This is a genomic window from Streptomyces vastus (genome assembly GCF_039532825.1).
GTDB lineage: Bacteria > Actinomycetota > Actinomycetes > Streptomycetales > Streptomycetaceae > Streptomyces > Streptomyces vastus.
In genome coordinates, this window is record NZ_BAAASJ010000123.1 from 1 (window position 1) to 13,233 (window position 13,233).

10 protein-coding genes and 2 pseudogenes are annotated in these 13,233 nt (G+C 68.9%); 7 read left to right on the plus strand and 5 right to left on the minus strand.

Going from position 1 to position 13,233, the window contains the following annotated elements:
• Positions 1-325 precede the first annotated feature (325 nt).
• A complete protein-coding gene (gene snpA / locus ABD357_RS41190) occupies positions 326-988 on the minus strand; it encodes a snapalysin (RefSeq protein ID WP_425585217.1) in 663 nt (220 codons plus the stop codon).
• Between the two features lie 180 nt (positions 989-1,168).
• Here snpA and ABD357_RS41195 point away from each other — a divergent pair, with 180 nt between their 5' ends.
• Positions 1,169-2,167, plus strand: a complete 999-nt coding sequence (locus ABD357_RS41195; protein WP_344396653.1) for a LysR family transcriptional regulator — start codon at positions 1,169-1,171, stop codon at positions 2,165-2,167.
• A gap of 8 nt (positions 2,168-2,175) precedes the next feature.
• On the opposite strand, the gene ABD357_RS41200 is transcribed toward ABD357_RS41195, so the two are convergent.
• Positions 2,176-4,254: a PhoX family protein gene (locus ABD357_RS41200; protein WP_344396656.1), complete on the minus strand. Its 2,079-nt coding sequence runs from the start codon at positions 4,252-4,254 to the stop codon at positions 2,176-2,178.
• An 811-nt stretch (positions 4,255-5,065) separates the two neighbouring features.
• On the opposite strand from ABD357_RS41200, the gene ABD357_RS41205 reads away from it, so the two are divergent.
• The gene (locus ABD357_RS41205) at positions 5,066-6,187 is read left to right on the plus strand and encodes a VWA domain-containing protein (RefSeq protein WP_344396659.1); all 1,122 of its coding nucleotides are present in this window, start codon (positions 5,066-5,068) and stop codon (positions 6,185-6,187) included.
• A 179-nt stretch (positions 6,188-6,366) separates the two neighbouring features.
• On the plus strand, positions 6,367-8,082 hold the full coding sequence (gene metG, locus ABD357_RS41210; protein WP_344396661.1) for a methionine--tRNA ligase: 1,716 nt from the start codon (positions 6,367-6,369) through the stop codon (positions 8,080-8,082).
• 57 nt (positions 8,083-8,139) lie between these two features.
• Here the strand turns inward: metG and ABD357_RS41215 are convergent, their stop codons facing one another.
• Together ABD357_RS41215 and ABD357_RS41220 are read right to left on the minus strand one after the other, a co-directional pair.
• Entirely contained in the window at positions 8,140-8,412 is a 273-nt protein-coding gene (locus ABD357_RS41215) for a DUF397 domain-containing protein (protein WP_344396663.1), read from the minus strand.
• A pseudogene (locus ABD357_RS41220) lies at positions 8,409-9,285 on the minus strand (helix-turn-helix domain-containing protein). Before ABD357_RS41220 ends, ABD357_RS41215 begins: the two are co-directional and overlap by 4 nt.
• Positions 9,286-9,439: 154 nt before the next feature.
• Between ABD357_RS41220 and ABD357_RS41225 the strand changes: the two are divergent.
• The 3 genes and pseudogenes from ABD357_RS41225 to ABD357_RS41235 form a co-directional block, all read left to right on the plus strand.
• Entirely contained in the window at positions 9,440-9,994 is a 555-nt protein-coding gene (locus ABD357_RS41225; protein ID WP_344396665.1) for an ATP-binding protein, read from the plus strand.
• 140 nt (positions 9,995-10,134) lie between these two features.
• Positions 10,135-11,028: a helix-turn-helix domain-containing protein gene (locus tag ABD357_RS41230; protein WP_344396667.1), complete on the plus strand. Its 894-nt coding sequence runs from the start codon at positions 10,135-10,137 to the stop codon at positions 11,026-11,028.
• Between the two features lie 532 nt (positions 11,029-11,560).
• Positions 11,561-12,157: pseudogene (locus ABD357_RS41235) on the plus strand (hypothetical protein); the annotation flags it as partial.
• A 108-nt stretch (positions 12,158-12,265) separates the two neighbouring features.
• Here the strand turns inward: ABD357_RS41235 and ABD357_RS41240 are convergent.
• Positions 12,266-12,466, minus strand: a complete 201-nt coding sequence (locus tag ABD357_RS41240; protein ID WP_344396671.1) for a type II toxin-antitoxin system VapB family antitoxin — start codon at positions 12,464-12,466, stop codon at positions 12,266-12,268.
• A gap of 170 nt (positions 12,467-12,636) precedes the next feature.
• On the opposite strand from ABD357_RS41240, the gene ABD357_RS41245 reads away from it, so the two are divergent.
• A partial coding sequence (locus ABD357_RS41245; protein ID WP_344396673.1) for an IS701 family transposase occupies positions 12,637-13,233 on the plus strand: 597 nt, incomplete at its 3' end.

Sequence of the window (13,233 nt, forward strand, 5' to 3'; positions counted from 1 at the left end):
CACCTCACGGTAACGCCCTTGCCTCCGGCTCGGGGTTAGCACCACCTCTTCCCCCAGGGGACTTCCACCCCCAAGCAACCGCCCATGCTGGGCGCACAACGCGGTGTGGGCCGCCCCTGTGCAGGAGGGGCGGCCCACACCAGTGGGGGGTGGCGACTTGCGGTCTGAGCGTTCTGCGGGAAATGCAGTTAGGAGCTGCGGGTGCGTCGTGGCTGGTCGCTCCCCACTCTCGGCTTCGCTCGAGCGGGGGGACCCCCATCGCGGCGGAGCCGCAAATTGATACAGCCCCGCGCCCCTGAAGGGGCGCTTACGGGAACCGCCGGTCCTACCCGTTCACCTTGTGCAGGGCCTTGGCCAGGCCGTTGGCCCACAGGCGCTCGACCTCGGCGCGCTCGTTCGCGTCGGGGTTGGCGTTGGTGCAGGACGGGCCGGGGCCGCCGCCCGACATGAGCTCGCTGCACGGGCCCTCGTAGTGGTCCGGCAGACCGAGGACGTGGCCGGTCTCGTGCGCGGTCACGCGCGTGGAGTCGTACTCCTCGTTCTGCGCGTAGTCGAGGAAGATGTAGCCGCCGCCGTGGCCGTCCGTGGAGGCGTACGAGCCGCGCGGGTCGTTGCCCTCGCGGTACTCGAAGTCGGCGTTGGAGCCCTCCTGGAGCTGGACGTTCGCGACCGAGCTGTTCCAGATGGAGGTGGAACGGTCTATCTGGGCGCCGAATGTGGGCGCGTCGGAGGCGTCGTAGACGACGGTGACCGCGGCGGCGCCCGGGTTCGCGGCCCGCTTCTCCGCCACGGACTTCAGTACGGCCTCGAAGAACGCCTCGTTGGCCTTGGCCTCTTCGGACGAGCCGTGGTAGCCGGTGACGGAGGCCGTCGAGGCGGCGGGGGCGGAGGCCGGGGCCGCCGAGGCGGGGACCGCGCCGAACACACCGGCCGCGAGGCCGAGTCCGACGGCGGCGGAAAGCACAGTTCTCGACCTGTGCAGGGACAGTCGCACGATGATGACTCCTTGAGTGGGGGGTGAAGTCGTCATCGGTGAGTGTCGATGCCTGTGCGCCCGCTGTGATGATGGCAAGTGGCGATAGCACGCCGCTATCAGTCACCAACTCGCCCACTTCAGATGCGTTTTGTGCGTCTGGTGTGACCGGGACGTGCGTCCTACGCTCACCCCATGGAGCTTGAGGTCAGGCACCTCCGTGCGCTGTGCGCCATAGCCGACACCGGCAGCCTGCACCGCGCCGCCCGCCAACTCGGCGTCGCCCAGCCCTCGTTGAGCACCCAGCTGCGCCGGATCGAACACGAGCTGGGCGGCGCCCTGTTCACCCGCGAACGCACCGGCTGCCGCCCGACCCCGCTCGGCCGTGTCGTCCTCGGCCGCGCCCGCCCCCTGGTGGCCGAAATGCGCGCCCTCGTCGCGGAGGCCCGAACCGCCGCCGTCGTGGCCGGCCCCCAGTTGCGCATCGGCTCAACCGCGAGCCGGGCCCTCGCGGGCTGGCTGCGCCGGCTGCGCGCCCGCAACCAGGAACCGGTCCTGCAGATGGACGTCTCGCCGAACGCACTGCTGCGGATGCTCGCCGACGGACAGCTCGACGTCGCCTTCGTGCACGAGGTGGAGGGCAGCCCGCTGCGCATCCCGGACGGGCTGCGGCTGCGCGTGTTGATGGAACGCGAGCCGCAATTCGTGTCGCTGCCCCCCGACCACCCGGCCGCGGCGAAGTCCGAGGTCAGCCTGCGTGACCTGGCCGACGACCGCTGGATGGTCGACCCGACGGTCGACGGGGAGTGGGACGCCGTGCAGCGGATGTTCCGCGCGGCCGGCGTCAACCCGCATGTCCTGCACGGCGACTACTACACGGCAGACGCACTGATCGCCACCGGCGAGGTGGTCGCCGTCTGCCAGCCGACCCACGCCGACAGCCCCACGATCGCGGTACGCCGCATCCACGGCGACCCCCTAGGCGTACGCCTGCTCCTCGCGGCCCGTACGCAGGAGGAGCTGGACTCCGTCTACCCGGAACTGGAGGAGGCGTACGAGGAGGTCGCCCTGCAGGCGCCCGGGTATCGGAAGTGGCTGGAAAGGACCGGGAAAGCCGAGAAAACCGGGAAAGCCGAAAAAGAGGGGCGCCCCTCCGGAGAGGGACGCCCCACGCACGTACGCGTCAGAACCTGACGCCGCGCTCAGACACCGATGTCGCGGCCGTCCTTGCGATGCACCGCGACCACGGACGGGCGGACGTACGTGCCCGGGCCGTCGGGCCAGGTGCTCGCGGGGTCCTCGACGGTGGCGCCGTCGATCTCGCCCGGGTGCTGGACCGCGACCAGGACGCGGCGGTCCTGGACGATCGGGCCGCAGGTCTCCGCGCCCTTCGGCATGGTCAGGAACTGCTTCAGCTCACCGCGCCGGTCGCCGCGCGTAGCTACGCCGAACAGACCGTCGTGGTAGCCGAGCTGGGCGCCGTCGGTGGAGATCCACAGGTTGCCGTACCGGTCGAAGGCCACGTTGTCCGGGCAGGAGATCGGGCTGACCTTGTCCTTCGGGAAGCCCGCGAAGTAGGTCGCCGGGTCCTTCGGGTCGCCCGCGACGAGGAACAGCGACCAGGCGAAGCTCGTGCTCTCCGGGCGGTTCCAGCGCTCGGTGAGCTCCAGGACGTGGCCGTGCTTGTTGGCGTTGCGCGGGTTGGCCTCGTCCGCCTTGGCGTTCGTACCGACACCGCGGTTGGAGTTGTTGGTGAGGGCGACGTACACCTTGCCGGTGTGCGGGTTCGGCTCGATGTCCTCGGGCCGGTCCATCTTCGTGGCGCCGGCCTTGTCACCGGCGAGGCGCGTGAAGACGAAGACCTCCTCGGCGGTCATGCCCTCGACGTGCGAGACGGCACCCTTCGCGGTGGCGGTGGCCAGCGGGATCCACGTACCGCTGCCGTCGAACTCGCCGTCGCTGGGCAGCTTGCCCGTGCCGTCGATCTCGATCGCCGGGGAGTCGCCGGTGAGCTTGGCGACGTACAGCGTGCCCTCGTCGAGGAGCGTCAGATTGTGCTCGCGGGCCTGGCGGCTGTGGCCGTGGGCCATCCGCTTGCTGCCGACGAACTTGTAGAAGTAGTCGAAGCGCTCGTCGTCGCCGGTGTAGACGACCGGACGGCCGTCCTGCGTAAGGCGGACGGTCGCGCCCTCGTGCTTGAAGCGGCCGAGTGCGGTGCGCTTGCGGGGCGTGGAGGTGGGGTCGTACGGGTCGAGCTCGACGACGTAGCCGAAGCGGTGGGCCTCGTTCGGCTCCTTGGCCACGTCGAACCGCTTGTCGAACAGCTCCCACTTGCGCTCGGAGGCGGCGGTGCCGATGCCGTAGCGCTTGTCCGTCGCCCGGCTGCTGTTGGCGAAGTACTGGTTGAAGTTCTCCTCGCCGTGCAGCGTCGTGCCCCAGGGGGTCTGGCCGCCCGCACAGTTGTTGAGCGTGCCGAGGACCTTCGTGCCGGTCGGGTCGGCGGAGGTCTTGAGAAGGTCGGACCCGGCGGCCGGACCGCTGACCTTGAACTCGGTGGTCGCGGTGACGCGCCGGTTGAGGGGGTGGCGGGGAATGGCGGTGAGCTTGCCGCTCTTGCGGTCCTCCTCCACCACGACGACGGACAGGCCGTGCGCAGCCCAGGCGATCTCGACCTGCTCGCGGGTGGGCGCGGCGTCGTCGTAGCCCTTGAACATCAGGATCTCGTCGGTGTACTCGTGGTTCGCCACGAGCAGCTGACGGCCGCGCTCCGGCAGCGGGAGCAGGCCGAGGTAGTCGCAGTTGTAGCCGAACTGGCCCGCCTGCGCCTTGGCGCTCTGCTTGTCCGGGTCGAAGGCGGGGGCGCCGCGGAGGATGGGCTCGCCCCAGCGGATGACCACGTTCTGGGCGTAGCCCTCCGGGATGGTCACGGTGTCGGCGGTGTTCGGCGCGACAGGCGTGAACCTCAGGCCGCGCGCCCCCTTGCCGTTGCCCTTCTCGTACGCAGCGGGGGCCGCGCCCTCGCCGGTCTGCGCGGCGGCCTCCGGGGCGCCGGCGCCGATGACCGCACCCCCGGCTGCCGACGCGACCGTCACCACGGCGGCGGCCCGCATCATGGAACGGCGGCTGAGCGCACCGGCGATGACATCGCCGACGTACTCGTTGGTGGTGGTGTTGGGCACCTCGTGGAAGCAGGCGTCACCACACCGGAATCTACAAGTCATCGCCGAACGGCCACCGGGGTGCGAGCCGGTCGAGCCGATCAGTGGCAGCAGGTTGCGCACGGTCCCTCCCAATATTTCCTGGGTCGGGCGTGACGCTAGGGGCACGCGCGTTCGGCAACACTGCCGAAAGGTGAACACAGAATGAATCTGGGGGAGTTGAACGGGCGTTGGCGCCGGTGTTGACCGTGCGCTGACGTCGGCGGTTCAAGTTGAGATCTGGTCGAGGCCCGATCGAGTTCCGGGTCTGAAGTAGATCTTCAAACCTGGCGGCTAACCTTACGTGTCCGTCCTGGCCAGGGATTGACGGAAACAACTCATGCGAAGGGTTGCGCTCATGGGCATTCTCAACCTCCTGCGAAACGCATTCGGAAAGTCACGCAAGGGGCGTACGTCCGAGGGTGCCGATGTGCCTGCGGCAGCTGAGCAGGGGGCTTCGGCTTCGGTGCCGGCTCCAGCTGCAGAGCCGGCACCGGCGCCTACGGCGGCTGAACCGGTGACTCCGGCGTCGGAGCGGACGGCTCCCGAGCCGACGCCTCCGGCGGCTGAACGGACGGCTCCCGAGGCGGAGGCACCGGCGGCTGAACAGACGGCTCCCGAGCCGAAGGCTTCGGTGCCGGCACCGGCGCCGGCGGCTGAGCCCAAGGGCTCCGCTGTGGATGACCTGGTGTCGGCGGCGTTCGACAACGTTTCGGTACCGGTACCTGCGGCGCGAGAGCAGGAGGGTTCGGCTGAGCCGGATCCCCAGCCTGCGGCGCCCGAGCCGGAGCCTGCGGCGGCCAAGCCTGGGGTGGAGCCGGAGCCTGTTGCGGCCAAGCCTGAGGCAGAGCCTGTTGCGGAGACGGCCCCGTTGGCAGAGGCGGAGCCCGAAGTTGTGGCTGCCGCTGAGGAGCCGGTGGTGGAAGCGGCCCCCAAGCAGACGCCTGCGGCGGCTGAGCCGGAGCCGGTCGTCGAGCCGGAGCCCGAGCCCGTCGCGCCCGAGCCGGAGGCCGTCGTGGCCGAGCCGGCTCCGGAAGCCGAGGAGGCGCCCGCCGCCGAGGCGATCCAGGCACCCGCTCCCGAGCCGGAACCGGAGTCGGAGCCGGCCGCCGCCGAGGTGGCTCCGGAAGCCGAGTCCAAGCCTGAGCCCGTCGCCGCCGAGGCGACCCCGGAACCCGCGGCCGCGCCCGAGAATGTCGTCGCAGAGGTCAGCCCGGCGCCCGAGCCGGAGCCTGCCGCCGCCGAGGTGGCTCCCGTCGCCGCCCAGGCAGACGAACCCGCAGCCGCCGACGGCGATCAGGCCCCACAGGGGCCACCCGCACCGGACAACGAAAGCGCCACGGGTGGTGCGGGTGGGAAAGACAAGGCCGAAGGCGAAGCCGAGGCCATCCCTGCCACCCTCCTAACCGCCTACAACGCCGCCCGCGAAACCCTCGCCGCCCACAACCTCACCGGCACGACCGCCAAGGTCTACCTCGTGCTGGACCGCTCCGCCTCCATGCGCCCGTACTACAAGGACGGCTCCGCCCAGGCCCTCGGCGAGCAGGCCCTGGCTCTCGCCGCCCACCTCGACCCCGAGGCGAAGGTCCACGTCGTCTTCTTCTCCACGGAACTCGACGGCACCGGCGAACTCACCGTCACCGACCACGAGAACAAGATCGACGACCTGCATGCAGGGCTCGGCCGCATGGGCCGTACCAGCTACCACACGGCGGTAGAGGAGGTCATGGGCCACTACGAGAAGTCCGGCACCAAGGACCCCGCCCTCGTGATCTTCCAGACGGACGGCGCCCCGGACGCCAGGACCCCCGCCACCCAGTCCCTCACGGATGCGGCGAAGAAGTACCCCGCCGTCTTCTTCTCCTTCGTCGCCTTCGGTGACCCGGAGAACAAGGCCTTCGACTACCTCCGCAAGCTCAAGACGGACAACACGGCCCACTTCCTGGCCGGCGAAACCCCGCGCGAGCTGACCGACCAGGAGCTCTACGAGGGCGTACTGGCGAACTGGCGCCCGTAACCGACGGAAGCCCACCCGGCACCACCCACCCGCACCACCCAGGCCGTCCGCTTCCCACCGTGAAAACGGGAGGCGGGCGGCCCACCCATGTCAGCTACGATTTCAAGGTTCCATAGACGACCCCGAAGACCTCACAGTCACCGTCGTCACCCTCTGTAGCGACTTGGGAGCAGCCCCCGATGGCTCGACACCTCATCACCAGCGCCCTTCCGTACATCAACGGGATCAAGCACCTGGGCAACATGGTGGGGTCCATGCTCCCGGCGGACGTGTACTCCCGCTACCTCCGCCAGCGCGGCCACGACGTCCTCTACATCTGCGCGACCGACGAGCACGGCACCCCGGCCGAACTGGCGGCCAAGGAGCAGGGCATCCCGGTCGACGAGTTCTGCGCACAGGCGCACGACCAGCAGAAGGCGATCTACGACGGCTTCCAGCTGGCCTTCGACTACTTCGGCCGCAGCTCCTCCCCGCAGAACCGCGACATCACGCAGGAGATCGCCCGCGAGCTGAAGGCGAACGGCTTCATCGAGGAGCGGGCCATCCGCCAGGTGTACTCGAACGCCGACGGCCGCTTCCTCCCTGACCGCTACATCATCGGCACCTGCCCGCACTGCGGCTACGACAAGGCCCGCGGAGACCAGTGCGAGAACTGCACCCGCGTACTGGACCCGACCGACCTCATCGAGCCACGCTCGGCGATCAGCGGCAGCAGCGACCTGGAGATCCGCGAGACCAAGCACCTCTTCCTCCTCCAGTCGGCGCTGGCCGGCGAGGTCGAGGCCTGGGTCGACGAGCGCGCCGACAGCTGGCCGGTGCTGGCCTCCTCCATCGCCCGCAAGTGGCTGACAGAGGGCCTGCACGACCGCGCGATCACCCGTGACCTGGACTGGGGCGTGCCGGTCCCGGCCGATACCTGGCCGGACCTGGCGGCCGAGGGCAAGGTCTTCTACGTATGGTTCGACGCCCCGATCGAGTACATCGGCGCGACGAAGGAGTGGGCGGACAAGGACCCGGAGAACCGTGACTGGCGCTCGTGGTGGTGGGAGTCGGAGGCCGACGTCCGCTACACGCAGTTCATGGGCAAGGACAACGTCCCCTTCCACAGCGTGATGTTCCCGGCGACCCTGCTGGGCACCCGCGCCCCGTGGAAGAAGGTCGACGTCATCAAGGCCTTCAACTGGCTGAACTACTACGGCGGCAAGTTCTCCACCTCGCAGCAGCGCGGCGTCTTCACACACGACGCGCTGGAGATCCTGCCCGCCGACTACTGGCGCTACTTCATGATGGCGAACGCCCCCGAGTCGGACGACGCGTCGTTCACCTGGGAGCACTTCACGGCCACGGTGAACAAGGACCTGGCGGACACGCTGGGCAACTTCGTCAACCGCGTCCTGTCCTTCTCCCGCAAGCGCTTCGGAGACGACGTCCCCGCGGGCGGCGAGCCCGGCGAGGCGGAGGCCAAGCTGGGCCAGGAGATCGCCCGCCTCCTCGCGGAGTACGAGGAGCAGATGGAGGCCATCCAGTTCCGCAAGGCGGCGGCGGCCCTGCGCGCGCTCTGGTCGGCCGGCAACTCGTACCTCGAGGAGAAGGCCCCCTGGCTGGAGATCAAGACCAACCCGGAGGGCGCGGCCCTGACCCTCCGCACGGCCATGAACCTCATCCACCTCTACGCGGTGGTCTCCGAGCCCTTCATCCCGGCTTCGGCAAAGGCAATGCGCTCGGCCTTCACGCTGCCGGACGACACAGCGGTGTGGGTCAGTCCGGAGGAGGCCCACGCCTTGACCGCCGTCCCGGCGGGCACCCCCTTCGCCGTGCCCCCGGTCCTCTTCGCCAAGATCACGGACGACGACCTGGCGGCCTACAAGGAGCGCTTCGGCGGCGCAGCCGAGTAACCAGCGCAAGGGCCCGGTTACGTCGTACGACGTAACCGGGCCCTTGCGTTCGAAGGATCAGCTTCCTGAGGCGTACGCGACGAAGTCCGCCCACGCGGCCGGCGCCAGCGCCAGCTGGGGGCCTTCGATGTTCTTGGAGTCGCGGACGTGGATAGTCCCGGGGGTGCTGGCGAGTTCGACGCAGGAGTCGCCTTCAGTGCCGCTGCTGTAGCTGCTCTTGAACCAGTCCAGCGCCACTTCGACGCAGTCGTTCGGGTTGCTGCTGTCGCTGTAGCTGCTCTTGAACCACGCCAGCTCGGAAGTGTCTCCGGCAGAGGCCTTGCGGATCATGTCTCTCCCAGCAGGTGTTCGATGAAGCCCAGTGACTCCCGTGCGGTCAGAGCCTCGGCTCGGATGATGCCATAGCGCAGTTCGAGGATCCTCAGCTGCCTCAAGTCGGAGACGGGGCGGCCGCCGAACTCGTCGTCCATGCGCCCAACCGCCGTTCCGTCCCCGAACTTCAGCACCTGGATCCGTCCTCCCGTACCAGGGTGGTCCCAGCGGTCCATCGGCATCACCTGAATTTCGACGTTCCGCAACTGCGCCAGCTCCAGGAGGCGTTCGAACTGCCTACGTCTCACCATCTTGCCTCCGAACAGGGCGCCTCAGCGTCACCTCTTCCTGCACGAAGCTGAGCTCAGGAGCCGATGAGCCTTCGTAGATCCCTTTCCGGGCCATACGCGCGGCCACCGCGCGCTCCAGTTCGTCTTCCGAGAGCGAGGGGCGCCGCGTCTTCAACAGCGCCCTCGCGTACTCCTCGGTCTGCAGCAAGCCGTGCAGGTTGTGGTTGGCGTACGAGAGGATTTCGACCGCCTGTGCCTCCAACTTGGCCAGATCCCGAACCTTTTTCGGATACCGGACCTTCGCCACATCCTCCTTCATCGCCGAGATCAGCCCATTCGCGTCCAACACCTCGTCCGCACTGTCCAGATACTCGCCCCGAGGGATCCGCTTCCCTCCCTCGATCTTGTAGACGAGGTCCTCCCCATACCCCACCGCCGCCCCGAACTCGGCGGCCCGCATTCCCACTGCCTCCCGCCGCAGCTTCAACTGCCGCCCCACGGTCGCGATGACTGCCACACCCCAGTCGTCGTCCGGGTCCACCTCCCAACCCGGCTCGTCCTCCTCGCTCTTGAGCCGACGTACCTCGCCGTCCACCGACATACCGCACCCCTCCGTCGTACCTCCGTGCCGCAACGCCCGTACCCCTACGGCCGGTTCCGACGGCCCGGACAGCAGTGGACAAGCTCCGGACAGTCACCGTACGCATCGACATCGTCACTGTTCACGGTAAACATGCACCGCCACGCTCAGTGATGTGAACAAGGAAAACGCCACCCAACTCCACGCCCCCGCCCGCCACTTCAGCGTCCTGCTGTCCCCCACCCCACGCGGCGCCCGCCTCGCCCGCCTCCTCGCCACCGAGTGGCTGCGCACCTGGGACCTGCCGTACGGAGTCCCCGACAGAGCAGCCCACGTGGTCGCCGAACTCGCCGCGAACGCCGCCACCCACGGCCGCGTTACCGGCCGGGACTTCCGCCTCGCGCTCCTGGCCCGCGGCGAAACCCTCCGCATCGAGGTGACCGACACACGCGGTGACAACCTCCCGGACCTTCAAGTCCCGTCCCCCGACACCGAGTCCGGACGCGGCTTGCTCCTGGTCGAAACCCTCGCGGACCGCTGGGGCGTCGAACTGGGCCCCGTCCCCCGCAAAACCGTATGGGCGGAACTCGACCTGGCACCGCACTCACCGGAGCCTGACGCCGTGTGCTCCGGTGGATCTGGCGCTCTTCCCAAAGAACCGCGAGAGGGAAAGAAACCTCACCAAGCCCCACCCCTCCCTCCCACGGCCCGCGCTCACTCGCGCGAGTGAACATCGCCAACTCGGCTGGCTTTGGCATGGGTTGCCTGATCTACGCTCAGCGCGACAACAGCAGACATGCGACGGCCCCCGCCGGGACGGCAATCCCAGTGCGAGGGCCTGACCACCAAGGAAGACAAGGCCCCTTCCTGATGGATACGCAGAACCCTAGCGTGCACGCGCACGCCCAGACCCGTACGACGGGCAAAAACCACCCGCGCCGGAACACCCACGCGGGCGGCGTGATCCACGACAACTCCCGCCACACCACCCGCTTCACGGTGATCGGCAATCACCTCGCCCAGCACCCGGAACTGTCCGCGCTGGCCATCGGACTCGGCGTGCACATCCAGTCGCTCCCCACCGGCGCCCGCGCCGATATCAAGACCCTCGCCACCCGCTTCCCCGAGGGCCCGACCCGCATCGCCGCCGCCCTACGCGAGTTGGAGACCCACGGCTACCTGCGCCGCACCCGCGAACGCACGGAGAACGGCCGGATCGTCACCCGCACGGTCTCCTGCAACCAGCCGGGCCGGCACGGGGACCCGACCGACGACGCACCCGAACCCCCGGCCAAGCCTCCGGCCCGGCGGGCGGCCGAGCAGCGGAAGAAGCCCCCACGCCGCGCCCTCCCCGCCGTACCGAAGCCCGCGTACGCCGCCCCGGCCCTCCTCCAGACGGCCATCGACGTCCTCGCCGGCCTCCGCCGCGAAGACCCCCGCCTCCTCCTCTCCGCCACCGACGCCGAACACCTCGCCCCCGGCGTCGCCGCCTGGCTGGAACGCGACCTCACCCCCACCGCCGTACGCCACGCCCTGACCACCGACCTGCCACCCGAGCCCCTACGCCGCCCGGCCGCCCTCCTGGCCCACCGCCTCGCAGCCCAGCTCCCGCCCCTCCCGCCGTACCGCACCCCCGAACCACCCCCGCCCGCCAGACACCCCCTCCGCAACTGCGACGGCTGCGACACCGCCTTCCGCTCCCCCGAACCCGGCACCCACTGCCGCAACTGCCAGGCCCGGCCACCCGCTCTCACGGCCGTCTGACGGAACGCCGCAGGCTCACCCCTGCGGGTGAACATCACCAACTAAGCCTCTTTCAGGGCGTGTTGTGGCCTTACGCTCGCTAAAGAACTTGCCTATGGCATGTGCCAAAGATGACTTCCATTAGCTTTCCGTCCGCCCCGCTCGCAGGGAACCCTCATGGTCAACTCGCCCCACGAGGCGATGCACCGCATCTTCCAGGAGTACCCCGGCCTGTTCACCGGCGTCTCCAAGGTCCTCGGCCTCCCGTTCATCCAGCCCACGTCTGTCACGGTTCTGCCGACTGATCTCACCGAGATTCAGCCTGTCGAGCGCCGCGTCGACACACTCCTGCGCTTCGACGGCGCCGACCCGATGCTGCTGGCCGTCGCAGCACAGAGTGCGAAGGACCCGAACAAACCCGCCAGCTGGGCCTACTACCTGTCCTTCCTCTATACGAAGTACAAGACCCCGCCCGTGTTGCTGGTCGTCTGCCAGGACCGGGCCACAGCCGAGTGGGCCGCCCAGCCCGTGCCCATCGGCCCTCGGTGGTGGGCTGCCCTCACCCTGCGCCCGCTTGTGCTTCGCCCCTCCCACCTCGGTCACGATCCTGCCGACCGACCTCACCGAGACCCGCCCGCTGGAACGCCGCGTCGACACGTTGCTGCGGCTGGAGACGGAGGACGAGGAGCCGCTGCTCCTCGCCGTCGAGGCCCAGGGCAAGAAGGACTCGCACAAGCCCGCGAGCTGGGCGTACTACGCCTCGTACCTGCTCACGAAATACCGGCTGCAGCCGATGCTGCTGGTCGTCTGCCAGGACCGGGCGACCGCCGAGTGGGCAGCGCGCCCGGTCACCTTCGGGCCTCCCCAGTGGCCCCTGCTCGCCCTGCGCCCGCTGGTCGCGGGCCCGCACAACATGCCGGTGATCACCGACCCTGACGAGGTCCACAAAGACCTCGCCCTCGCCACACTGTCGGCCATCACTCGCGGCAAGAACCCGGACATCGAGGCCATACTCAAAGCAGTGACGGCCGTTTTGCAGGACACTCCGGACGCCGTCAAGAACCCCGTCATCGAATTCATCTTTCAGGGCCTGGGCAAGCTGCCCGCCGCAGCACTGTGGAGGAAACTAGTGCCGCATCAAGCAACGTTCGCCCTGTCAACAACGACTCGTGGGCGCCGGTCGTCTCCGTGGCGGTTTCGCCACAGTCGGCCAGGTGCGTGCCAACGGAGCTGCAGCAACGTCACGCGATCACAGTAGTCAGCCTTGAGGCTCCTGCGGTTTGACCTCGACCTCGCGCAGGCTCTGCTCTTTGAGCTCGGTGCGCGCCTCGGTGCGGTGTCCACGGGCGACGTAGTCGCGCACGACCGCCTCGACGGCGTCCTGGGGCGAGCCGACCCCGGCCAGGACCATCACTTCCACTACCAGTTCGGCATCGAGACTGATGTTGACCTTGGCCACGAGCGGCCCCCCTTCGTCGGTCCGGGACTCTAACAGCAGCACAGCAGCGACTCTTCCTCCCCTGAGGTTCAATGGCGCAGGACAACAACAGGGCGAACGTTGCTTGATACGGCACTAGTAGGACTCCGTTAGGTCTGTGTGTCGACCGTCTTCAGGGGCATGCTGAGTGAGTGGACGCACATGAAGTCAATCGTGTTCGGGCGAAGTTGGCGTTATTCGTTGCGGATGTGTTCGCCTCGGTGCCGCGGAAGGACCAGCGGGCGAAGGGCGACTGCTATCTGCGGGGACTGATGATGGACGGTCGCCGCAAGTCCATCCAGGCCATGGCGGAGCGGCTGCCGGACGGCAACGAGCAGAACCTGCAGCAGTTCGTGAACCAGTCCACCTGGGATCCGGTGCCGGTGCGTCGGCGCATCTGTGAGCGGATGGTGCCGAGAATCGGCCCGGACGCCTGGGCGGTCGATGACGTGTCGTTCCCCAAGGACGGAAGGATGTCGGTGGCGGTCGCTCCCCAGTACTGCGGCGCTTTGGGTAAGCAGGCCAACTGCCAGGTCGCGGTCAGCGTGCACGCGGTCTCCGACACCGCCTCGTGCCCGCTGAACTGGCGGCTGTTCCTGCCCCAGGAGTGGGCGGATGACACCGTCCGGCGCCGACGGACCGGCGTCCTCAAGGACGTCGGGCACCGGGAGAAGTGGCGGCTGGCACTGGACGCCCTGGACGAACTGGCCACCTGGCGCCTTGCGCCGCCGGTCCTGGTGGCGGATGCC